Genomic DNA, 20,140 nt, shown 5'->3' with positions numbered 1-20,140 from the left:
GGCGCCTGCGTACCACGATCTCCTGGGTGTTCCGGAATTCGGGGCGCTGGTCCCGTGCTGCGGGAAGGGGCGGCGGGTCGGGAGGGCGAGGGCGGGAGGACTGGGGCGGGGGCGCGGGGGTGGGTTTTTCTGGGGTGGGGGCGGGTAGGCGGCGGGGACGGCGCTCGACCGACGGGAGGCGGACCGGTGGGATATCGGGCACGCGACGGCGAGGAACCGGTCGACCCGGCGCACGCCGAGGACGAGGCGGGGCAGGTCCCCCTGGTCCAGGTGGCGGCGGACACGGACGTGCCGGCCCCCGCACCGGACGCGCCGCCGCCGGACGAGGTGACCGAGGACGACGGGTCCGGGATGGCCGGCGGGGCCTCCGGCAGCAGTTCCGGCGGCTCCTCGATGCCGACCCACCCCGACGCGGCCCGCTGAACGTTTGCCGCCACCCGCTTCGGGCAGGAGTGCGACATGACCAGTGAAGAGTCCTTCGGCCGCGCCACCACCGACGAACCGGACGGCGCCACCGCGTACGAGGCGTCCCTGCGGCCGCCGGGTGAGTCCCTGCACAGCACCGACGACACCGGCGACGACTTCGCCGACCTGCCGGCCGAGGACCGGCGCTCGGCGCGGGACACCAGCCGGGCCGGCTACGACGTGGACGCGGTCTCCGGCACCGCCGACCCGGCCGACGGGCCGGAGGAGATCGAGGAGGGCCGCCCGCTGCGCTGAGCGGACGCCGCGCGCGGGGTGGCCGGTGCGCCGCCCCGCGCCTCGGTCATGCCCCGGTTGGCCAGCGCGTCGGCGCGTTCGTTCTCCGGGTGCCCGTTGTGCCCCTTGACCCACAGCCAGGTGACGTCGTGCCGGGCACAGGCGGCCTCCAGCTGCTGCCACAGGTCGGCGTTCTTCACCGGCTGCTTCGCCGCGGTCAGCCAGCCGTTGCGCTTCCACGCGTTCAGCCAGCCGGTGATGCCGTTGCGCACGTAGGTGCTGTCGGTGTGCAGCCGCACGGTGACCGGGCGGGTCAGGCTCTCCAGCGCCCGGATGGCGGCGGTCAGCTCCATCCGGTTGTTGGTGGTGGGGGTCGCCTCGCCGCCGCACAGCTCCCGCTCGTGCCCGCCCCAGCGCAGCACCGCGCCCCAGCCGCCCGGCCCGGGATTGCCGCTGCACGCGCCGTCGGTCCAGATCTCCACGACCCGGCCGGAATCCGCCTCCGCCATGCCCGGCAACCTACCGGGTACGCCGTCCGGCGGGACCACCCGACCCGCCGCCGGCGGCTAGCGTGCCGACATGCCCGTACCCCCGCGGTTCGACACCCTGTGCAACTTCCGTGACCTCGGTGGCCGGCGCACCGTCGACGGCCGTGCCGTCGCCCGGGGCCGGCTCTACCGCTCCGACTCCCTGGCCAAGCTCGCCGGAGAGGACCTGACCCGGTTCGCGGCGCTCGGTGTCCGCACCGTGATCGACCTGCGCTACCCGTGGGAGATCGCCGAGCGCGGCCGGGCCCCGGAGAGCCTCGGCGTGACCTGGCACAACCTGAGCATCGAGCACCGCCCCTACGTGCAGGCCGACATCGACCCCGACGTCGACCCGTGGCGCCACCTGGCCGACCGGTACGCCGAGGTGGCCGAGGACGGCGTGGTCGAGCTGCGCGAGGCGCTGGAGGTGATCGCCCACGGCGAGCACCCGCTGGTGTTCCACTGTGCCTCCGGCAAGGACCGCACCGGGCTGCTCGCCGCGCTGGTGCTGGCCCTGCTCGGGGTGGACGACGACCAGATCGCTGCCGACTTCGCGGCGACCGAGGAGGCGACCGGGCGGCTGGTCGCCGAGTGGCGGGACCGCAACGGGGGCGCGTCGCCGCGCTGGCCCGCGTACGGGCGGGCGCCGGCCGAGATCATCCGGCTGGTGCTGGCCGACCTGGTGGCGGCGCACGGCTCGGTGCGCGGCTACGTCACCGGGCGGCTGGGTGTCGGCGAGGAGACGATCGCGGCGCTGCGCGCCCGGCTGCTCACCGACGACGGAAAACCGGACGACGACGACACCGCGCTCTGGCAGGCTCCCTGATCATGGACAACCGGTGGGACGGCCTGCGGGCCGAGGTACGCGCCGCGCTCGACGACCTGGTCACCTCCGGACGGGAGGCCGGCGTCCAGGTGGCCGCCTACCTCGACGGCACCCCGATCGTCGAGGAGCAGGCCGGGCTCGCCGACACCGGCACCGGGCGGCCGATGACCGCGGACACCCCGGTGCACGCGGTCTCCACCGGCAAGGGCCTGACCGCCACCGTGGTGCACGTGCTGGCCGAGCAGGGCCGGCTCGACGAGGACCTGCCGCTGGCCCGGGTGTGGCCGGAGTTCGCCCGGCACGGCAAGGACGGCATCACGCTGCGGCACGTGCTCACCCACACCGCCGGCCTGCCCGCCCTGCCCGCCGACGTCACCCCGGACGACTTCACCGACTGGTCCCGGATGTGCGCGCTGCTCGCCGACGCGGAGCCGCTGTGGGCGCCCGGCGAGCGACTGGCGTACCACGCCTGGACCTGGGGGTGGCTGGTCGGCGAGGTGGTCCGCCGGGTCACCGGCAGATCGGTGTCGCAGGTGCTCGCCGAGGAGATCGCCGGGCCGCTCGGCGTGACCCGGGAGCTGTTCCTCGCCGTACCGGAGGCGGAGCTGCCCCGGCTGGCGCGGCTGGAGGACGCCGGCCTGTCCGCGCTGATGACCTGGGCCGGGGCGAACCTGCCCCACTTCGACGCGGTGGCCCCGCCGGGGGTCCGCCCGGACACGGTCATCGGCAGCCGTCCCGACGTGCTGCGTGCCGAGGTGCCGTCGGTGGGCACGATGAGCGCCCGCGCGGCGGCCCGGATGTACGCGGCGCTGCTCGGCCCGGTCGACGGCGTCCGACTCGTCTCCCCCGACCGGCTGCGCGCGATGTCCGCCCCGGCGGTCCGCGCGCCGGAGTGGGTGTTCGGGCAGGAGAGCACGTTCGGGCTGGGCTACGCCGTCGACGACGACGGGTCGTTCGGCACCGCCGGCAGCGGCGGCAGCCTCGCGTTCGCGTACCCGGAACTGGGGTTGACCGTGGCGGCGGTGCGCAACCGGCTCGGCGCGGGCGACGGCGACCCGATGGAACGGCTGCGGATGCTGGTCCGCGACCGGGTGGCCGCCGAACTGGGCCGGGGCTAGGCGCGGCGCAGTCGGGCGCGCAGCCGCCCGGCTGCGTCCCCGAACACCGCGCCGGTCATCGGCAGCAGCGGGCTGGACCGCATCACCGCCAGGTCCTCCGCCGGGGTGGTGGCGCCGTCGAGGAAGCGCAGCACCCGCTCCGGCGGGTTCCGGTCGAACAGCCGGTCGAAGAACCCCACCCCGTCCACGTGCCCCCGGTCCAGCGCGCGCAGCGCCACCGCGTCCATCCAGCGGTGCCGCCCCGGGTACGCCGGCGCGGGTACCGGCGGCCGGCCGGCGGCCACCGCGCGGGCCACCTGGTCGGCCTGGCGGAGCATCGCGGAGAACGTGAAACCGGTGGACGGGCGGGTGGCCCCGCCGGCGGTGCCCAGCCGCACCACACGCGGGCTCGGTCGGGCGACGAACGGGCCGTCGGTCATCGGGATGACGCCGTTCTCCACCTCCCGCACCCGCAGCGCGGTCAGGTCCAACCCGGTCAGGGCGGCGTAGCCGCGCAGCGCCGCGTCGTAGCCGGCGTCGTCGAGCACCGCCGGCCCGAACTCGGTGTACTCGACCAGCGCGAACCGGTCGTCGACCGGCAGCACGTAGCCGAAGGAGACCCCGCGCCGCGGCTGCGGCGTCCGGAAGTCCATCAGCACCGCCCGGCCCGGGTCGAACGTCGGCCGGTCGGCCGCCAGCCACCAGCCCCGGAAGTGCTGCAACCAGCTGGTCCGCCCCGGCCGGGACGGCGGGCGCGGACGGGAGTCGAGCACCCAGCCGGCCCGCACCAGCGGGCGTCCCTCCGGATCGCACACGGTGACCCGGTGCCCGTCGTCGCGCAACTCCCCCGCCGGCACGCCGATGCGGACCGCGTCCAGCCGCCGCTCCGCCTCGGCAGCCCGGTCGTAGACCGGGGCGGAGCGGAGCATGGCGTACCGCAGCGGGTCCAGCGACAGGACGCGGCGGCCGGCCGCCGTGACCACGTCGACCTGCGACCAGCTCGCGCTCAGCAGCGGGTCGAGGTCGTCGCCGGGCGTGCCCCAGAACGCCCAGGTGCGGTCCTGACCACGTTTGCGCACCGGGTCGACCACGGCGACCCGCAGGCCGCGCACCCCGTGCCGGTCCAGGGCGGCCAGGACCAGGGAGGCGGCGCCACCGCCGCCGACCAGCGCGAGGTCGACGTCGGCCGGGGAGGATGCGTGCACCCGCCCACGCTGTCACACGGCCGGTGAGCGCCGCCGGGGACCCCGCCGCCCGCCGCCGGCGCGCCGCGTAGATTCGGCCGCATGACACGGGCGCCGCTGCGGGTGGGGTTGCTGGGGTACGGCATCGCCGGACGGGTGTTCCACGCCCCGCTGATCGCCGCCACCGACGGGCTGCGGCTGGACGCGGTGGTGACCCGCGACCCGCAGCGTCGCGCGCAGGCCCACGCCGAGCACCCCGACGCCCGCGTGGTCGACGACGCCGAGGCGCTGTGGCGGTCCGCCGCCACACTCGACCTGGTGGTGGTGGCCACGCCGAACCGGCAGCACGTGCCGCTGGCCCGCGCCGCGGTCGCGGCCGGGCTGCCGGTGGTGGTGGACAAGCCGATCGCGCCCACCGCCGCGCAGGGTCGCTCGCTGGTGACCGAGGCCGCGGCCGCCGGGGTGCCGCTGACGGTGTTCCAGAACCGGCGCTGGGACGGCGACTTCCGCACCGTACGCCGCCTCGTCGAGGCCGGTGAGCTGGGCCGGGTCAACCGGTTCGAGTCGCGGTTCGAACGCTGGCGGCCGGAGATCAAGCCGGGCTGGCGGGAGAGCGCCGCGCCCGACGAGGCCGGTGGCGCGCTGTTCGACCTCGGCGCCCACCTGGTCGACCAGGCGGTGCAGCTCTTCGGCCCGGTGGACCGCGTCTACGCGGAGGTGGACCGGAGACGGCCGGGCGCCGAGGTCGACGACGACGCGTTCGTCGCGCTCACCCACCGCAGCGGCGTGCGCTCGCACCTGTGGATGGGCGCGGTGACCGCCCAGCTCGGCCCGCGTTTCCGGGTGCTCGGCGACCGGGCCGCCTGGACCAGCTGGGGACTGGACCCGCAGGAGGCCGCGCTGCGCGACGGCCGGCGGCCCGGCGAGCCCGGGTGGGGCGAGGTCGACCCGGAGCGCTACGGCCGGCTCGGCGCCGACGGCGACCTGCGGGCCGTGCCCACCGAGGCCGGCCGCTACCAGGACTTCTACGCCGACGTGGCGGCGGCGCTGCGCGACGGCGGGCCGCTGCCCGTCGACCCGGCGGACTCCGTCGCCGTGGTCGAGCTGATCGAGCTGGCCCACCGGGCCGCCGCGCAGGGCGTCACGCTGCCGGTGCCACCGCTGCCCTGAGCGTCACCGGGCCGCCGGCAGCGACGGCTCCGGCGCCGGATCGACGTACGCGGCGGCCACGACCGCCCGGTCGAACACCCGCCATGTCGCGGCCGTCACCGCGACCGCCACCACGAACCCCACCCAGTACGGCGCGGTGATGCCGTAGCGGGCGGCCACCACCCCGCCGAGCAGCGCGCCGACGCAGTTGCCGCCGGCCGCGATGAACAGGTTCGTGCTGCCCACCCGACCCATCAGAGCCGTCGGGGTGAGGCGCTGACGCAACGAGTTCGCCACGATGTTCCACAGCGCGCTGTGCACCCCGAACGCGAACAACGCCAGCCCGACCACCACCGCGCTGCGGGAGGCGGCCAGCGCCAGGTGCAGGACGGCCTCGGTCAGCAGACCCACCCGGACCGTCCAGGTGGCGGTGATCGCGGCGACCAACCGGTCGCCGACCACCGAGCCGAGCAGGCCGCCCACCGCCATGCACGTGAACAACGCCCCGTAGCCGACCGAGCCGAGACCCAGCCGTTCGGTGGCCAACAGCACCAGCACCGCGAGCGCCGCGGTCAACGTGACGTTGAGCAGCCCGATCAGCATCGTCATGGTGCGCAGCAGCCGCTGCGACAGCAGCCACCGGAACCCCTCCGCGATCTCCGCGCGCGCCGAGCGCGGCCCGGTCGGCTTCCCCTCCCCCCGGTACGTGCCGGCGAGCAGACCGACGAGCACGGCGCTCAACGCGTACGTGCCGGCGTTGAGCGCGAACGGCGCCGCCGCCGCGAGCACGAACAGGAAGCCGCCCAGCGGACCGGCGACCATGTTCTGCGTGACCTGGGTGCCGCCGTTGAGCCAGCCGTTGGCCCGCTCCAGCCGGGACCGGGGCACCACCGCCGGCAGGACCGCCTGGGCGGCGGTGCGGAACACCACCTCGCCGGTGTTGACCACGAACAGCACCACGTAGAGCAGCGCCACCCCGGCCCGTTCGGTGAGCATCGCGGCGGCCAGCACGACCAGCGCGACGACCCGCACCCAGTCGATGAGCACCATCAGCCGACGCCGGTCCACCCGGTCGGCCAGCACACCGCCGGGCAGCGCGAACAGCAGCCACGGCAGCCACGACACCGCCGCGCCGGCCGAGACCACCAGCGGGTCGTCGGTGCGCGACGCCACGTACAGCGGGGCGGCCACGGTGGCCGTGCCGCTGCCCAGCGCGGACAGCGTGCTCGCGGTCCACAGGCGGGCGAAGCGCCCGCCGAGCCGTTCCCCCGTCACGACGAGGCAAGCTACCAGCGGCGACGCGCCGAGCCGAGCGGATTACCGCCGCCCGGCCAACACCGCCGGGGCCAGCGGATCGGTCAGGTCGAGCACCACGTCGGCCCGCTCCCCGGGGCGCTGCTCACGGACGGCTCCCGGTGTCCCAGCCGGGCGCGAGACGGACGGCGAGCCGCTCCCACTCCCGCGATCCCCCGCGCACCGGCCACGCGGTGGTCCGGCCCTCGGCGCGGACCGCCCCGGCCACCCCCTCGGCGAGCCCTCGGGACTCGACGGCGAGTCGGGCCGCCGGGACGTCGGCCGCCTCAAGGTGGCGCATCCGCCGCACGTAGCCGTTGATCTCGTGACGCATCCGGTCGGCACCCTGATCGGCCGGCGCGAGCACCACGACGTCGGGCGGGCCGCCCTCGGCCAGCGCGGCGACCGTCCGGTCGTGGCCGTCGAGCAGCACCAGGGTCTGCAACCCGCTCACCCACCACAGCAGCACGGGCGGAAGGACGCCGGCGCGGGCCTGCCGCCGCCAGGCGCGTACCCGACCGTGACCGGCCGGCGTCAGCCGGCGCAACGGGAGCACGTCCCGCAGGTCGTCGTCGGGGTCGCCGTAACCGAACCACGTGACGTGTCCGCGATCCGGGTCGACCCGGGTGAGCCGGTCCCAGTGGGTGGAGATGCTCCACCCGGGCATGCCGGCGGCGAACGTCCATCGACCCCGGTGCAACGGCCCGTCCTGGTCGGCCGCGCCCAGCCAGTCGGCGAACCGATGCGTCCAGCGCATCGCCCACACGGCGGCGTCCGGACTGGTCTCCTGGACCCGTCTCGCGGCAGCGGCGGTGATCGGGGGCAGCGGCGAGCGGTATCCGCCGGTCCGGGCGTAGCGCACGCCGTGGTGGCGCGCGCCCTGGCGGGCGAGCAGGACGATCCGCTCCGCCTGCCGGATGAGGAGCCGACCGCCCCCGGCCGCCTCCACCCGCAGCCCCGGACGGGCCGGTGTGGTCGCCGTCAGCGACACGCCGAGCCCGCCCGGCAGCGTCGCCCGCACGAGCCCGCCGCTCCCCCGCGACCCCGGTCCCATCCGCCCAGGGTGCCCGACCCACCCCGCTTCCCGCACCCCGGTTGTCCCCGGTCCGTCGGTCACGAGGGCGGGGTCGGGGGCGGGGTCGTGTTGAGGCGGGCGGCCTGGCGGGTCAGGTGGTCGCGTTCGGCCAGGTTGAGGGCCTTGCGGGCCGCCTCGGCGTAGAGCCGCGCGGCCGTGGACCGGTCGCCGTCGCGTTCGTGCAGGTACGCGGCGACCGCGGTGTGCCGGGGCACCGTGTCGTCGAGCGCGGCGAGCGCGGCCAGCCCGGCCCGCGGGCCGTCCGCCTCGCCGACCGCCACCGCCCGGTTCAGCCGGACGACCGGGCTGTCGGTGAGGCGGACCAGTTCGTCGTACCACTCGACGATCTGCACCCAGTCGGTCTCCGCCGCGGTGGGCGCGTCGGCGTGCAGGGCGGCGACGGCGGCCTGGGCCTGGAACTCGCCCAGCCGGTCGCGGGACAGGGCGGTCTGCAGGATCGCCACCCCCTCGGTGATCAGGCCGGTGTCCCAGCGGCGGCGGTCCTGCTCGGCCAGCGGCACCAGGCTGCCGTCGGGCGCGGTCCGGCTGGCCCGGCGGGCGTGGTGCAGCAGCATCAGCGCGAGCAGCCCGGCCACCTCCGGGTGGTCGACAGCGGCGGCGAGCTGCCGGGTCAGCCGGATCGCCTCGGCGGCCAGGTCGACGTCGCCGGAGTAGCCCTCGTTGAAGACCAGGTAGAGCACGCGCAGCACGGTGGCGACGTCACCGGGCTGGTCGAACCGTACGCCGGCGACGGTGCGCTTGGCCCGGCTGATCCGCTGCGCCATGGTCGCCTCCGGCACCAGGTACGCCCGGGCGATCTGGCGGGTGGTGAGGCCGCCGACGGCGCGCAACGTGAGCGCGACCGCCGCCGACGGCGTCAGCGACGGGTGGGCGCAGAGAAAGTAGAGCTGGAGTGTGTCGTCCACGCCGGACACCGGGCCCGGCGGCGGCTCCTCGTCCACCACGTCCTCCCGTCGACGCCGGGCGGCGTCGGCGCGGGCGGTGTCGAGGAACCGGCGCCAGGCCACGGTGACCAGCCACGCCCTCGGGTCACGCGGCGGGTCGGCCGGCCAGACGCGCCACGCCTCGACCAGCGCGTCCTGCACGGCGTCCTCGGCCGCCGCGAAGTCGACCCCGCGGCGGACGAGGACCCCGAGGGCGACCGGGGTGAGGCTCCGGAGCAGAACCTCGTCCATCGGAGCGGTCACTCCGTGACGGTGGGCGGCGCGGTCATGAACGGCCGGATCTCCAGCCACTCGTGGAGCGGTCGGCCGCCCTGTCCCGGCGCGGCCGACAGCTCGGCGGCGAGTTCGAGGGCCCGCTCGTAGCTGTCCACGTCGATCACCATCCAGCCGGCGATCAGGTCCTTCGTCTCGGCGAACGGGCCGTCGGTCACCGGCGGGCGCCCCTCGCCGTCGTAGCGCACGAACGTGCCCTCCGGGGCGAGCGCCTCGGAGTCGACGAACTCGCCGGACTCCTCCAGCCGGGCCGCGAAGTCCTTCATGTACTGCACGTGCGCCGAGAACTCCTCCGGCGTCCACCGATCGAACTGCGGCATGTCGACGACCGGGGTCGGGCCGCCGCGGTAGTGCTTCAGCAGCAGGTACTTCGCCATGGTGACTCTCCTCGGATCGGGTGCGGCCATTCTGACCGCGTTCACCCCGGGGACGGAGCCGACCACACGTTCTCGACATACGCGGCGCCGTAAATCGTCGCCGGCCTCACTCCCCCTTAAGCATCCTAGGAGGCTAGCTTCGGATGGACAGGCAGCCGCCAGGGTGCATATGCTCCGGAAGAGCAGCCGTGGGGTTGCCTTTCCCCGGTGAGTGGGGTGACGGGTGGACGAGGTTTTCCGGGCGCTGGCCGACCCCAGCCGGCGACGCCTGCTCGACCGCCTGAACGCCCGCAACGGCCAGAGCCTGCGCGAGCTGTGCGCCGGGCTGGACATGAGCCGGCAGTCGGTGAGCAAGCACCTCGCGGTGCTGGAGGCCGCCGGCCTGGTCACCACCATCAGGCGGGGGCGGGAGAAGCTGCACCACCTCGACGCCGCCCCCATCAACGCGGTGGCCGACCGCTGGATCGGCCGCTACCACCGGGAGCGCGCCCGCGCCCTCGCCGACCTGCAGACAGCATTGGAGCGGCAGCCCATGGAGAGCCCCACGTTCGTCTACACCACCTACGTCCGGACCACGCCCGAGCGGCTCTGGCAGGCCCTGACCGAACCCGCGTTCACCCGCCGCTACTGGGGCGGCGTCACGCTCGTCTCCGACTGGCGGGCCGGCTCACCGCTGCTCTGGCAGGACACGCCGGACGACGAGCCGCGCGACCTCGGTCAACGGGTGCTCGTCGCCGAACCGTACCGGCGGCTCGCGTACACCTGGCACGGCTTCCAGCCCGAGCACGCCGCGCACTTCGGGTGGTCCGACGAGGAACTGGCCGCCCGGCTCGGCGAGCGCCGGTCCACTGTCACGTTCGACCTCGTGCCGCAGGGCGGGACCGTCCGGCTGACCGTGATCCACGACGACTTCTCGCCGGACAGCGAGATGTACCGGGCGATCAGCGGCCAACTCGACGGCAGCGGAGGCTGGCCGGAACTGCTGGCCAGCCTCAAGAGCCTGCTGGAGACCGGCGAGCCGCTGCCGGAGCCGGTCGCGGCAGGCTGACCCGCGCGGCCGAGCCCGGAGCCGCCCGCCCCCGTCGCGGCGGTCCCGGGCCCGGCCGGTCAACGGCCGGCGGTACGCCGCAGCCCGGGCACCAGCACGGCGGCGGCCACCAGGTGCAGGGCCACCAGCGTGACCGTCGCCGCCGACCCGACGCCCGCGCCCACCGGCCCGAGCAGCGACAGCGCCAGCACCAGCACGGCGACCACCGTCCAGACCGGCCGGGCCCGGGCGGTGAGCCGCTCCAGCAGGGCCAGCGACGCCCAACCGGCCAGCCCGGCGAGCAGCGTGCTGACGGCGACGGCCACCGGCGTGACCCGCTGCGCGGCGCCGTCGCCACCACGCGCGGCCAGCTCCACCCCGGCGAGCGGCACCGCGACCACCCAGCCGAGCAGCGTGGCGGCGGTGGCGGCGAGCACGGTGAGCAGCCGGTCGCGGCGGCGGGCCGGGCGGACGGCGGTGCTCGAAATCGTGGTCTCCATCGGCGCGTACCTCCGGTGCGGTGGGATCGACTGGCGACGACGCTAGGGCCGGCGACGGGTCGGGCGGATCGCGCCGGCGACCGGTTCCCGACTCCGTCCCGGGGACCACTGACGGCCGGGATCTCCGTCTCGCGGCCGATGAGGGCCGGCCGGCCGGCCGCCTAGCATCCGGGACATGAGGTGTGCGTCTTCCCGGCCACGGTTCCTGCTGCTGCTCGACGGCGGCATCGCCGCCGCCTGCCTCGGCGTGTCCCTGCTCGTGCTGCTGACGTCCGACGCCGGCCCGGCCACGACCGGCGGGACCGCCGTCGCGGTCGGCCTCGCCGCGCTGCAGGCCAGCTGTCTGCTGTGGATCCGGCGCCGACCCGGGTACGCCCTCGCGCTCGCCGCGCTGGCCGGCGTCGGCCTGGAGGCGCTCTGCCCGCAGCTCGGCTGGCTCGGGTTGGTGGCGGCGCCGCTGTCCTACGTCGCCCGGCTGCGGCGACCCCGGTTCTCGCTGGTCGCCCTCGGGCTGCTGGTGGCGCCCACGCCGTGGAAGCTGGTGACCGGCGACTGGCGGGACATGCTGCTCGCCGCGACCGGGCTGGGCCTCGGCTGGTCGGTCGGCGAGCTGCTGCGCGCCCAGGAGCAGCGCCGCTGCGCGTGGGAGCGGCAGGTACGCGCGGTCGAGCGGGAACGGATCTCCCGGGAGCTGCACGACGTGGTCGCCCACCACGTGGCGGTGATCGCGGTGCAGGCCGTCGCCGCCGAGGACGTCTTCGACCAGCAGCCGGAGCAGGCCCGCGCGGCGCTCGGGTCGATCCACGTGGCGGCCCGGTCGGCGCTGACCGAGCTGCGGGCCATGCTGCACGCGCTGACCGCCGACGACGGATCCGATCCGGACGCGCCGCAGCCGGGGCTGGCCCAGCTCGACGCGCTCGTCGACGCCGTGCGGGCGGTGGGCCTGCCGGTGACGTTGCGCCGCGAGGGAAACGGCGAGGCGCTGCCCGGCGGGGTGCAGCTGTCGGCGTACCGGATCGTGCAGGAGTCGCTGACCAACGCGCTGCGGCACGGGCACGCCACCCGCGCCGACGTCGACGTCCGGTACGACGGGGGCGTGCTCCGCCTGGAGGTGGTCAACGACGGCGCGGCGCCGGCCCGCCGGTCCGGGACGAGCGAGGGGCGCGGCATCGTCGGCATGCGGGAGCGGGCCCGGCTGCTCGGCGGCACGCTCGACGCCGGCCCGCTGCCCAGCGGCGGCTTCCGGGTACGGGCGCAGCTGCCGGTGGGCGCGGCCCGGTGAGCGCGAGGAGTGAGCCGGTGTTGCGAGCCCCGCAGTCGCGAACGGAAGGTGGCCGGTGAGCGCGAGGAGTGAGCCGGTGTTGCGAGCCCCGCAGTCGCGAACGGAAGGTGGCCGGTGAGCGCGAGGAGTGAGCCGGTGTTGCGAGCCCCGCAGTCGCGAACGGAAGGTGGCCGATGAGCGAGCCGGACGGCGGGCGGGCGCGCATCCGCGTGGTGGTGGCCGACGACCAGGAGCTGATCCGCGCCGGGTTACGGATGGTCCTCGACGCCCGGCCGGACCTGACCGTGGTCGGTGAGGCCGCGGACGGCGTCGAGGCGGTCGCGGTGGCGACCCGTACCCGACCGGACGTGGTGCTGATGGACGTGCGGATGCCCCGCCAGGACGGCATCGCCGCCACCCGGGAGCTGGTGGCCGCCGGCAGTCCCGCCCGGGTCGTCATGCTCACCACGTTCGACGTCGACGAACACGTCTACGCCGCGCTGCGCGCCGGGGCCAGCGCCTTCCTGCTCAAGGACACCCGACCGGCCGACCTGGCCGAGGCGGTACGGGTGGTGGCCCGGGGCGACGCCCTGCTGGCGCCGACCGTGACGCGGCGGCTGCTGGACCGGTTCGCCGGCCGGCTGCCCGGCCCGGCGCCCACCGCCGACCGCGCGCTCGCGGCGTTGACCGCCCGTGAGGTGGAGGTGCTCACGCTGACCGCCCGGGCGCTGTCCAACGCGGAGATCGCCGCCCGGCTGCACCTGAGCACCGCCACGGTGAAGACCCACGTCTCCGCGATCCTCACCAAGCTCGGCCTGCGGGACCGGATCCAGGCGGTGGTCCTCGCCTACGACACCGGACTGGTCCGGCCGGAGCCGCCGGCCGGGTGAGCCGCACGCACACGACCACGGGGGACGACATGAGCGACATGACACTGCACCGCACCGGACGTCGACTCTGGACGCTGACCACGGCGGGCACACCGCGCGGCACGCTGCGCGCCGGTCGGGGCCTGGTCTGCGCCGACGCGACCACCGCCGAGGGCACCTGGACGTTGCGGGCGCTGGGCCGGCGGCAGCTCCGGATCACCGCCGGGCCACCGGATGCGCCGGTACTCGTCCTGGAGCCGCCGCTGGCCCGGTGGGCCGGCACGGACGCACCGGCCGGGTGGAGCACGCCGCGCGGCTTCCGGCGGTACGAGGGCGTCCTGACCCGTCCCGGCGGCCGGGTCGCCGCCCGCACCTCGACCCGTGCGGGCGCGCCGGTCGACGTCGACCTGATCGGGCGGCACCCCGATCTCGTCGTGCTCACTGTGTGCTTCGCGCTGCTGGCGAGGCGCCGGCGGGACCGGGCGAGGGCACTGTTGGTCGCCGCGATGACCTCGCACGGCCCGACCTGACCCCGCCCACGAACTCCGCCGAAAGCCGACGGGAACGGACGGTCGGTGACGAACAGGCACGCCGTACGCAGGTGCGGGCCGTCCTCGTCGGGGAGGCGGGAGGGTGGACACCGGACGGCAACGAAGATTTCTCAATTACCCCCAGTGACCGCCGCAACCCTCCTAGTGTTGGCCACACCGGTGCTAGTCACGGAGTTGGCCACCCGAACGACGTCCCACGCAGACAGCGGACGAAAAGTGAGGGAAGACGCGGATGAAGGCACAGTCATTTCTCGGACCGGCGGCGGTCGGCGTGGGCCTCGGCGCACTGCTGCTCCCGGCCGCCGCGCTGGCGGACACCAGAGTCTCACCCGCCACCACCCCGGTCGGCGGCACCGTGGTGCTCACCACGACGTGCAACCCGAACGCCGGTGACGCGATCTTCCGGGTCACCGGGCCCGACCGCGACCAGAACGTCCGGTCCACCACGGCGGCCGCGGGGGGCGGGCTGAGCGCCGAACTGTTCACCGCCGGCTTCACGCTCGGCACGTACACGGTCGCCTCGACCTGCGGCGACGGCAGCGACGGCGGCAGCGCCACGTTCACCGTGACCCCGATCGGTGGCGCGCAGGCCGGCGCCGGCGGCCGGGACGGCGACACCGGCGTCCTGGTCGCGGGCGGCGCGCTGGCCGCCGGCGCGCTCGCCGGCGGGGCGTACGTGGTGTTCCGTCGCCGGCGGCGGGCGGGCGCCACCGCCTGACGGTTCGCCGCGGCATCGTCGAACGGGGGCGCCCGCGCCGGCACGGCCGGCGCGGGCGCCCCGTCCCCGTCGCACGGAGGTGGGATCTGTCCTCGTCAGACCGCCGGACGGGCGGCCCGTCACGGGTCCGCACCGTCGCCGTCGTCACCGCCGTCACCCTCGCCGGCGCCACCGGCGCCGGGCTGGTCTCGGCCGGTCTCGGCAGCACCTCGGCGTCACCGCCCCAGCCCGGCACCTCCGCCGCGCCGACCACCGAACGCCCGGGCGCGGCCGGCCCGGCGCTCCCCCGATCGACCCCGGTGCGGGTGGTCATCCCCCGCATCGGGGTGGACGCCGACATCGTCCCGGTCGCCACCGACGACGACGGCGCGCTGGAGGTGCCGCCGCTGGAGCGCCCGGAGGTCGCCGGCTGGTACCACCCCGGCCCCGCGCCCGGCGAGGCCGGCAACGCCGTGCTGGTCGGGCACGTCGACTCGCAGCACGGCCCGGCGGTCTTCTTCGACCTCGGCCGGCTGCGCCCCGGCGACACCGTCCGGGTGGTCCGCGCCGACGGCCGCACCGCGGTGTTCACGGTGGACGGTGTCGGCGCGTACCCGAAGCAGCGGTTCCCCACCGAGCGGGTGTACGGCGGCGGCGCGGCGTCCCGGCTGCGCCTGATCACCTGCGGCGGGCGCTTCGACCCGCGCACCGGAAACTATCCCGACAACATCGTCGTCTTCGCCACCGCCGTCCGCTGACGCGGGCCGGACACCGCCGCCGCGCCGCGGGCCGTACGGTAGGCCGTCGGTTTCCCGGGCGGCGGAGGTGTGGGGTGGACCGGATCCGGTGGCGGCCGCGGCTGCCCGGTGTGGTCGGACGGCTGCTCGGGCGCGTCGACCCGACCAGCGCGCGTCGGCCGCGGCGGGTCAACCCGGACGCGGTGGTCGACTGCGCGGTCTACGTCGGCGGGCGACGGGAGCCGGGCCGGCCGCACTACGCCGACGCGTACGCCCGGGCCCGCCACGGCCGGCGTACCTTCGTCTGGCTCGGGCTGCACGAGCCGGGCGCGGCGGTGATGGCCGCGGTCGGGCGGACGTTCGGGCTGGACGAGCCGGCGGTGGAGCAGGCGCTCGCCGACGGGCACCGGCCGACCCTGCGGCGCTACGGCGACGTGACGCTGCTGGTGCTGCGCAGCGCCGGCTACGTCGAGCACACCGAGCTGACCGCCACCTCCGAGGTGGTGGACACCGGGGACGTGCTGGTGTTCGTCGGTGACCGGTTCGCGGTGACCGTCCGGCACGGCGCCACCGGCGCGCTCGCGCCCGTACGCGAGGACGTGCAACGCCGCCCGGAGGTGCTGGCCGAGGGGCCGTGGGCGGTGGCTTACGCGGTCTGCGCCCGGATGGTCGACCTCTACCTGGAGGTCGCCGAGCACCTGGAACGGGACCTGGAGCGGGTGGAGGAGAGCGTGTTCGCCCGCGAGCGCGGCGCCGACATCCAGCACCTCTACCAGCTCAAGCGCGAGGTGGTGGAGTTCAAGCGGGCGGTGCTGCCGCTGCCGGCGGCGCTGCGCGCGCTGCAGGACTCCCCCGACGGCGGCCCGCCGCCCGCGCTGCGCCACCGGTTCACCGCCGTGTCCGACGGGCTGGGCCGGGCGGTCGAGCGGATCGGCGCGTACGACGAGCTGCTCACGTCGCTGGTCCAGTCGCGGCTGGCGCAGCTCGCGGTGGAGCAGAACCACGACATGCGCAAGATCGCGTCGTGGGCGGCGATCGCCGCCTCGCAGACCGCGGTGGCCGGCGTCTACGGGATGAACTTCGCGCACATGCCCGAGCTGCACTGGCGGTACGGCTACGCCGGCGCGCTGCTGCTCATGGCGACGTCGGCGGTGACGCTGCACCGGTTGTTCCGCCGCTCCGGCTGGCTCTGATCCACCAGAGAGTCATGGTGGCGCCGCCCCGAGGACGGCGGTGAGGCCCTCCTCGAACAGCAGGTCGTCGTTCCACCTGGCGTCGTCGAGGTGGCCGGAGGCGACCAGAGTCGGGTAGGCGTCGGGGTGCGAGGCGACGTGGGCGCGGGCGGCTGTCCGCGCCTCCGGGTCGCTGGCGCGTCGCCACGTGGCCTCGGTCAGCGAGGAACCGACGACGACGTTCGCCAGCAGGCGCGTGACGACGGCGAGTCGGCGTCCGCGGTAGCCACCGCGCACCAGCGCGGCCTGCAGGAACTCCGTGCGGGCCAGCACGTTGGGCCCGAGCATCGGGCGCCCGACCAGCCCCGGCGCCCAGGGGTGGTCGAGCATGGCGGCACGCCACCCCCGGACGAGGACCCGCAGGTCGTCCGCCCAGGCGTCGGTCGGCTCGGGGATCGGCACGTCGCCGAAGATCCGGTCGACCGCCAGGTCCAGCACGTCGTCCTTGGTCCGCACGTGCCAGTACAGCGCGGTGGCGGTCACGTTCAGACGCTCCGCGAGGCGGCGCATGGTGAGGCCGTCGGCTCCGTGCTCGTCGAGCAGGGCCACCGCCGCGTCGACGATGCCCTCCCGGGTCAGGGGCCGCCGGTGCCGGGTCCGGCTCGGCTGCGCCCGCAGCCAGACCGGTTCGCCGCTGCTCATGCCGCCCAGAATAAACGCTGTACAGGCAACTTAACGCCGGTAAGTTGGGAGTCGTCGATTCGGCGGGTAGGGAGGCCATCGCCATGACGCTCCTGCGCATCCAGCTCGCCAGCGACCCCGGCACCGCGCGGCGCGTCCTGCACCTGCACCGGCAGGGCCGGATCCACCACGACTCCCGGGAGGCGGCCCGGCAGGAGGTGTGGCGGCAGGGCCGCACCCCCGCCGGCGACCCGGTCTTCGTCGGCGTCACGAACGGCCGCCGGCACGTGCGGCTGCTCTACGACGTCGAGGTCCACCCCGACACCGTCCCGTGAGCACCCGCCGCGCGCCGGGCGCTCAGCGCCTGGATCCGGCCAGGTCGGCCAGCTCGGCGTCGAGCAACTCGGCCAGCAGCGCCACCCGGCCCGGGTCGGACTCCGCGGTGATGCCCCGGCTGGGCATCTCCACCGTCATCAGCAGGTAGAGGTGCAGCCGGTAGAGCCCGAGCCGTCGCCGCGCGCCCTCGTCCAGGGCGAACGGCGCGGCCGCCCGGTAGGCCCGGACCAGCGGGTCGTCCGGCTCGTCCTCGGCGCGGCGGAACAGCAACGGCGACACCAGGTCCAGCAGCGGGTCGCCGCACAGGTGCCGCTCGCCGTCGACCAGGCCGCTGAGCCGGGGCGTGCCGTCCGGACCGTCCACCGCCAGCACGTTGCCGGCCCAGCCGTCGAAGTGCAGCAACGCCGGGCGGCGCACCACGTCGAGGACGGCCGCGTGCCGGGCGACCAGCGCGCGGATCCGGGACGCGGGCACCGGCAGCGGCACCGCCCAGTCGGCCGCGTCGGCGAGCAGGTCGTCCACCATCGCGGTGTAGGCGCCCCGCCAGGTGGGGGCGGTGGCGCGGCCGCCGTCGTAGCCGTACCGGTCGCCGGTGACGGCGTGCAGCGCGGCCAGCGCCCGGCCGAACTCGGCGCGCAGCGGCCCGACGTCCGCGCCGGCCCGGGTCAGGTCCCACAGGGTACGGCCGGGCAGCCGCGCGGTGAGCAGCCAGTCGCCCAGCTCGGGATGGCGGCCGTGGTGCAGCAACGCCGGCACCGGCACCGCCGGCGCGCGGGCGGCCACCAGGCGCAGGTAGCGCGCCTCCGCGCCGATCATGTCCGTCTCGTAGCGCAGCAGCGGCACGTGCGGCGGTGGCCCGACCTTGAGCACCACGTCACGGCCGTCGGCCAGGCGCACCCACCACACCGCGGCGAAGCCGCCACCGCTCAACGGGCCGCAGTCGGCCACCTCGCCGGCCGGCCCGAGCGAGGCGGTCAGGTAACGGCGGACCCGTGCCGGGTCGAGGTCGCGCCGGGTCGGGCTCGCGCTCATGGTCCTCGGAGGGTAGTGCGGCTTCCCCGCCGGCGCTGCCCCGCGCACGGATGGCGGCGCCCGGCGGGACCCGTCGCGGGCGCGGCCGGGCGGCGGGTGAGAATCGTCGGATGGGGAAGCAGAACACGGCCTGCCCGTGCGGGTCGGGCCGGCCGTACGAGGACTGCTGCGCGCCGGTCCACCGGGGCGTCGCGACGGCGGCCACCGCGGAGGCGCTGATGCGCTCGCGGTTCAGCGCGTTCGCCCGCGGCGACGCCGACTACCTGCGGCACAGCTGGCACTCCCGCACCCGGCCGGCCCGGCTGGAGCTGGACCCGGGCACCCGGTGGACCCGCCTGGAGGTGCTGGAGACCGCACAGGGCGGTCTGTTCGACAGCACCGGGACGGTCCGTTTCCGGGCCCACTACACCGAGGGCGGCCGGGCCGGGACGCTCGCCGAGCACAGCCGCTTCGCCCGGGAGGACGGCCGCTGGGTCTACCTCGACGCGCTGCCGGAATGAGGCGGGCCGGCGCGCCGGCCTCCCCCGGCAGCAGGATCCGGCCTAGACTGGGGCTCGGCGCGGTCCCGCGCCCCACCTCCGATCCGGTGCCCACGCCACCGGCACGCGGAGGCAAAGGGGGCTTCGAGCCCTCGGGACGCGACACCTGACCACCGCGCGGCAGCCGCACGGCACGGTCGCCGGAAGCGTGGGTTCCCGACCGGGTCGTGACAGGGAGCGCGCGATGACCCGTCAGAAGTCCTTCAAGTCCCGGGTACGCACCCGGATGGACAAGACCGGCGAGAGCTACACCACCGCCCGCCGGCAGATGCTCGCCAAGGCCGAACCCGCCCGCACCCCGCCGGTGGCCCCGGCCGGGGGACGGACCCAACAGGACCGCATCTCCGACGCGCTGCTGCGCGAGCGGACCGGGCAGGACTGGGCCGGCTGGTTCGACCGGCTCGACGCGTGGGGCGCGGTCGAGCGGACCCACACCGAGACCGCCCGGTGGCTGGTCGACACGCACGGGGTGCCGGGCTGGTGGGCGCAGACCGTCACCGTCGGCTACGAGCAGGCGCGCGGCCTGCGCGCACCGGGTCAGCGGCGGGGCGGCGGGTTCGAGGCCGGCGGCAGCCGGACCGTCGCCGTGCCGGTGCAGACGCTGTTCCACGCGTTCGCCGACGAGGCGACCCGCCGGCGCTGGCTGCCCGACGTCGAGGTGCGGGTACGCACCGCGACGGGGCCGAAGACGTTCCGGGCGGACTGGGCGGGCGGCCCGAGCCGGATCGTGGTCGGCCTGACCGCGGTCGGCGCGTCGAAGGCGCGGGTGGCGGTGCTGCACGAGAAGCTGGCCGACGCCGGCGAGGCGGAACGGCTCAGGGCGTACTGGCGGGACCGGTTGGGCGCGCTGAAGGCGCTGCTGGAGCGGGAGGCGGCCCGATGACCGGTGCGACGTTCGTCAACCTTCCGGTGCGCGACCTCGACGCCGCGGTGGCGTTCTTCACCGCCCTCGGCTTCGTCGCGGCGCCCCGGCCACCGGGCGCGCCGAGCGCGCAGCTCAGCTTCGGCGCGACCACGCACCTGGTCCTGCACCTCCCCGACGCCTTCGCCGCGTTCGCCGGCGCCGACGTCTGCGACACCGCGACCGCCCGGGAGGTGATCGTGGGCCTCGGCGTGGACCGGCCCGAGCAGGTCGACGCGCTGGTCGCACGCGCGGTCGCCGCGGGTGGCACCGCGCTCGGGCCGGTCCAGGACCTCGGGCACCTCTCCATGCGCGGCTTCCGGGATCCCGACGGCCACCAGTGGTCGTTCCTGCACCTGGCCGGCTGATGCC

25 protein-coding genes are annotated in these 20,140 nt (G+C 76.0%); 16 read left to right on the top strand and 9 right to left on the bottom strand.

All coding sequences use genetic code 11. The annotated features are described in order from the left end of the window. Positions 1 to 186 precede the first annotated feature (186 nt). Positions 187 to 423, top strand: coding sequence for a preprotein translocase YidC (locus tag GA0070622_RS17785; protein ID WP_091574339.1), 237 nt, complete (start codon positions 187 to 189; stop codon positions 421 to 423). A gap of 36 nt (positions 424 to 459) precedes the next feature. Continuing rightward, positions 460 to 720: a hypothetical protein gene (locus GA0070622_RS17780; RefSeq protein WP_091574338.1), complete on the top strand. Its 261-nt coding sequence runs from the start codon at positions 460 to 462 to the stop codon at positions 718 to 720. Here GA0070622_RS17780 and rnhA read toward each other — a convergent pair. Next, complete coding sequence (rnhA, locus tag GA0070622_RS17775; RefSeq protein ID WP_091574337.1) at positions 639 to 1,208, bottom strand: ribonuclease HI; 570 nt, start codon at positions 1,206 to 1,208, stop codon at positions 639 to 641. The two genes, GA0070622_RS17780 and rnhA, sit on opposite strands and share 82 nt — an antisense overlap. Positions 1,209 to 1,278: 70 nt before the next feature. Between rnhA and GA0070622_RS17770 the strand changes: the two genes are divergently transcribed. Next, entirely contained in the window at positions 1,279 to 2,052 is a 774-nt protein-coding gene (locus GA0070622_RS17770; protein WP_091574336.1) for a tyrosine-protein phosphatase, read from the top strand. A gap of 2 nt (positions 2,053 to 2,054) precedes the next feature. Continuing rightward, a complete protein-coding gene (locus GA0070622_RS17765; RefSeq protein WP_245666385.1) occupies positions 2,055 to 3,170 on the top strand; it encodes a serine hydrolase domain-containing protein in 1,116 nt (371 codons plus the stop codon). Here the strand turns inward: GA0070622_RS17765 and GA0070622_RS17760 are convergent. Then, entirely contained in the window at positions 3,167 to 4,354 is a 1,188-nt protein-coding gene (locus tag GA0070622_RS17760) for a lycopene cyclase family protein (protein ID WP_091574335.1), read from the bottom strand. The two genes, GA0070622_RS17765 and GA0070622_RS17760, sit on opposite strands and share 4 nt — an antisense overlap. An 81-nt stretch (positions 4,355 to 4,435) precedes the next feature. On the opposite strand from GA0070622_RS17760, the gene GA0070622_RS17755 reads away from it, so the two are divergent. Continuing rightward, positions 4,436 to 5,503, top strand: coding sequence for a Gfo/Idh/MocA family protein (locus GA0070622_RS17755; RefSeq protein ID WP_091574334.1), 1,068 nt, complete (start codon positions 4,436 to 4,438; stop codon positions 5,501 to 5,503). A 3-nt stretch (positions 5,504 to 5,506) separates the two neighbouring features. Here the strand turns inward: GA0070622_RS17755 and GA0070622_RS17750 are convergent, their stop codons facing one another. The 4 genes from GA0070622_RS17750 to GA0070622_RS17735 form a co-directional block, all read right to left on the bottom strand. Continuing rightward, positions 5,507 to 6,757 carry an MFS transporter gene (locus GA0070622_RS17750; protein WP_091574333.1) on the bottom strand — a complete coding sequence of 417 codons (1,251 nt, stop codon included), beginning with the start codon at positions 6,755 to 6,757 and terminating at the stop codon, positions 5,507 to 5,509. A 124-nt stretch (positions 6,758 to 6,881) separates the two neighbouring features. Next, on the bottom strand, positions 6,882 to 7,829 hold the full coding sequence (locus tag GA0070622_RS17745) for a hypothetical protein (RefSeq protein ID WP_141684589.1): 948 nt from the start codon (positions 7,827 to 7,829) through the stop codon (positions 6,882 to 6,884). Between the two features lie 59 nt (positions 7,830 to 7,888). Further along, complete coding sequence (locus tag GA0070622_RS17740) at positions 7,889 to 9,046, bottom strand: RNA polymerase sigma factor (RefSeq protein ID WP_091574331.1); 1,158 nt, start codon at positions 9,044 to 9,046, stop codon at positions 7,889 to 7,891. An 8-nt stretch (positions 9,047 to 9,054) separates the two neighbouring features. Next, complete coding sequence (locus GA0070622_RS17735) at positions 9,055 to 9,465, bottom strand: YciI family protein (protein ID WP_091574330.1); 411 nt, start codon at positions 9,463 to 9,465, stop codon at positions 9,055 to 9,057. Between the two features lie 223 nt (positions 9,466 to 9,688). On the opposite strand from GA0070622_RS17735, the gene GA0070622_RS17730 reads away from it, so the two are divergent. Then, entirely contained in the window at positions 9,689 to 10,513 is an 825-nt protein-coding gene (locus GA0070622_RS17730; RefSeq protein WP_091574329.1) for an ArsR/SmtB family transcription factor, read from the top strand. Positions 10,514 to 10,572: 59 nt separating this feature from the next. Here GA0070622_RS17730 and GA0070622_RS17725 read toward each other — a convergent pair whose 3' ends face one another. Further along, positions 10,573 to 10,992: a DUF6069 family protein gene (locus GA0070622_RS17725; protein WP_091574328.1), complete on the bottom strand. Its 420-nt coding sequence runs from the start codon at positions 10,990 to 10,992 to the stop codon at positions 10,573 to 10,575. A 175-nt stretch (positions 10,993 to 11,167) separates the two neighbouring features. On the opposite strand from GA0070622_RS17725, the gene GA0070622_RS17720 reads away from it, so the two are divergent. From GA0070622_RS17720 to GA0070622_RS17695, 6 genes are all read left to right on the top strand, one after another. Further along, on the top strand, positions 11,168 to 12,274 hold the full coding sequence (locus GA0070622_RS17720) for a sensor histidine kinase (RefSeq protein WP_091574327.1): 1,107 nt from the start codon (positions 11,168 to 11,170) through the stop codon (positions 12,272 to 12,274). Between the two features lie 173 nt (positions 12,275 to 12,447). Continuing rightward, complete coding sequence (locus tag GA0070622_RS17715) at positions 12,448 to 13,143, top strand: response regulator (protein WP_091574326.1); 696 nt, start codon at positions 12,448 to 12,450, stop codon at positions 13,141 to 13,143. A gap of 29 nt (positions 13,144 to 13,172) precedes the next feature. Continuing rightward, positions 13,173 to 13,652 (top strand): hypothetical protein, encoded by a 480-nt coding sequence (locus tag GA0070622_RS17710; protein ID WP_091574325.1) that lies wholly within the window; start codon positions 13,173 to 13,175, stop codon positions 13,650 to 13,652. A 253-nt stretch (positions 13,653 to 13,905) separates the two neighbouring features. After that, positions 13,906 to 14,391, top strand: a complete 486-nt coding sequence (locus GA0070622_RS17705; protein WP_091574324.1) for a hypothetical protein — start codon at positions 13,906 to 13,908, stop codon at positions 14,389 to 14,391. Between the two features lie 86 nt (positions 14,392 to 14,477). After that, positions 14,478 to 15,128: a class F sortase gene (locus GA0070622_RS17700; RefSeq protein ID WP_091574323.1), complete on the top strand. Its 651-nt coding sequence runs from the start codon at positions 14,478 to 14,480 to the stop codon at positions 15,126 to 15,128. A 74-nt stretch (positions 15,129 to 15,202) separates the two neighbouring features. Beyond that, complete coding sequence (locus tag GA0070622_RS17695; RefSeq protein ID WP_091574322.1) at positions 15,203 to 16,300, top strand: magnesium and cobalt transport protein CorA; 1,098 nt, start codon at positions 15,203 to 15,205, stop codon at positions 16,298 to 16,300. Between the two features lie 12 nt (positions 16,301 to 16,312). Here GA0070622_RS17695 and GA0070622_RS17690 read toward each other — a convergent pair whose 3' ends face one another. After that, entirely contained in the window at positions 16,313 to 16,981 is a 669-nt protein-coding gene (locus GA0070622_RS17690; protein WP_091574321.1) for a TetR/AcrR family transcriptional regulator, read from the bottom strand. Between the two features lie 83 nt (positions 16,982 to 17,064). Here GA0070622_RS17690 and GA0070622_RS17685 point away from each other — a divergent pair, with 83 nt between their 5' ends. Next, complete coding sequence (locus tag GA0070622_RS17685; protein WP_091574320.1) at positions 17,065 to 17,295, top strand: hypothetical protein; 231 nt, start codon at positions 17,065 to 17,067, stop codon at positions 17,293 to 17,295. Positions 17,296 to 17,317: 22 nt separating this feature from the next. On the opposite strand, the gene GA0070622_RS17680 is transcribed toward GA0070622_RS17685, so the two are convergent. Then, on the bottom strand, positions 17,318 to 18,328 hold the full coding sequence (locus GA0070622_RS17680) for an aminoglycoside phosphotransferase family protein (RefSeq protein ID WP_091574319.1): 1,011 nt from the start codon (positions 18,326 to 18,328) through the stop codon (positions 17,318 to 17,320). 110 nt (positions 18,329 to 18,438) lie between these two features. On the opposite strand from GA0070622_RS17680, the gene GA0070622_RS17675 reads away from it, so the two are divergent. The 3 genes from GA0070622_RS17675 (at position 18,439) to GA0070622_RS17665 (ending at position 20,136) form a co-directional block, all read left to right on the top strand. Continuing rightward, positions 18,439 to 18,828: a YchJ family protein gene (locus GA0070622_RS17675; protein ID WP_091574318.1), complete on the top strand. Its 390-nt coding sequence runs from the start codon at positions 18,439 to 18,441 to the stop codon at positions 18,826 to 18,828. A gap of 223 nt (positions 18,829 to 19,051) precedes the next feature. Further along, a complete protein-coding gene (locus GA0070622_RS17670; RefSeq protein WP_245666384.1) occupies positions 19,052 to 19,750 on the top strand; it encodes a hypothetical protein in 699 nt (232 codons plus the stop codon). Beyond that, complete coding sequence (locus GA0070622_RS17665) at positions 19,747 to 20,136, top strand: VOC family protein (protein WP_091574317.1); 390 nt, start codon at positions 19,747 to 19,749, stop codon at positions 20,134 to 20,136. The genes GA0070622_RS17670 and GA0070622_RS17665 overlap by 4 nt, the downstream gene beginning before the upstream one ends. The last annotated feature ends 4 nt before the right edge of the window (positions 20,137 to 20,140 follow it).

Origin of the sequence: Micromonospora sediminicola (assembly GCF_900089585.1) — a bacterium.
Classification (GTDB): Bacteria; Actinomycetota; Actinomycetes; order Mycobacteriales; family Micromonosporaceae; genus Micromonospora; species Micromonospora sediminicola.
This window is presented reverse-complemented; position numbering and strand designations above follow the sequence as displayed.

Excerpts from the sequence above, each read along its gene's own strand:
- GA0070622_RS17680 (WP_091574319.1), bottom strand. The coding sequence starts at position 18,328 with ATGAGCGCGAGCCCGACCCGGCGCGACCTCGACCCGGCACGGGTCCGC.
- GA0070622_RS17720 (WP_091574327.1), top strand. The coding sequence starts at position 11,168 with ATGAGGTGTGCGTCTTCCCGGCCACGGTTCCTGCTGCTGCTCGACGGC.
- GA0070622_RS17745 (WP_141684589.1), bottom strand. The coding sequence starts at position 7,829 with ATGGGACCGGGGTCGCGGGGGAGCGGCGGGCTCGTGCGGGCGACGCTG.
- GA0070622_RS17690 (WP_091574321.1), bottom strand. The coding sequence starts at position 16,981 with ATGAGCAGCGGCGAACCGGTCTGGCTGCGGGCGCAGCCGAGCCGGACC.
- GA0070622_RS17675 (WP_091574318.1), top strand. The coding sequence starts at position 18,439 with ATGGGGAAGCAGAACACGGCCTGCCCGTGCGGGTCGGGCCGGCCGTAC.
- GA0070622_RS17740 (WP_091574331.1), bottom strand. The coding sequence starts at position 9,046 with ATGGACGAGGTTCTGCTCCGGAGCCTCACCCCGGTCGCCCTCGGGGTC.
- GA0070622_RS17755 (WP_091574334.1), top strand. The coding sequence starts at position 4,436 with ATGACACGGGCGCCGCTGCGGGTGGGGTTGCTGGGGTACGGCATCGCC.
- GA0070622_RS17735 (WP_091574330.1), bottom strand. The coding sequence starts at position 9,465 with ATGGCGAAGTACCTGCTGCTGAAGCACTACCGCGGCGGCCCGACCCCG.
- GA0070622_RS17780 (WP_091574338.1), top strand. The coding sequence starts at position 460 with ATGACCAGTGAAGAGTCCTTCGGCCGCGCCACCACCGACGAACCGGAC.
- GA0070622_RS17665 (WP_091574317.1), top strand. The coding sequence starts at position 19,747 with ATGACCGGTGCGACGTTCGTCAACCTTCCGGTGCGCGACCTCGACGCC.
- GA0070622_RS17715 (WP_091574326.1), top strand. The coding sequence starts at position 12,448 with ATGAGCGAGCCGGACGGCGGGCGGGCGCGCATCCGCGTGGTGGTGGCC.
- GA0070622_RS17670 (WP_245666384.1), top strand. The coding sequence starts at position 19,052 with ATGACCCGTCAGAAGTCCTTCAAGTCCCGGGTACGCACCCGGATGGAC.
- GA0070622_RS17770 (WP_091574336.1), top strand. The coding sequence starts at position 1,279 with ATGCCCGTACCCCCGCGGTTCGACACCCTGTGCAACTTCCGTGACCTC.
- GA0070622_RS17705 (WP_091574324.1), top strand. The coding sequence starts at position 13,906 with ATGAAGGCACAGTCATTTCTCGGACCGGCGGCGGTCGGCGTGGGCCTC.
- GA0070622_RS17725 (WP_091574328.1), bottom strand. The coding sequence starts at position 10,992 with ATGGAGACCACGATTTCGAGCACCGCCGTCCGCCCGGCCCGCCGCCGC.
- rnhA (WP_091574337.1), bottom strand. The coding sequence starts at position 1,208 with ATGGCGGAGGCGGATTCCGGCCGGGTCGTGGAGATCTGGACCGACGGC.
- GA0070622_RS17765 (WP_245666385.1), top strand. The coding sequence starts at position 2,055 with ATGGACAACCGGTGGGACGGCCTGCGGGCCGAGGTACGCGCCGCGCTC.
- GA0070622_RS17685 (WP_091574320.1), top strand. The coding sequence starts at position 17,065 with ATGACGCTCCTGCGCATCCAGCTCGCCAGCGACCCCGGCACCGCGCGG.
- GA0070622_RS17710 (WP_091574325.1), top strand. The coding sequence starts at position 13,173 with ATGAGCGACATGACACTGCACCGCACCGGACGTCGACTCTGGACGCTG.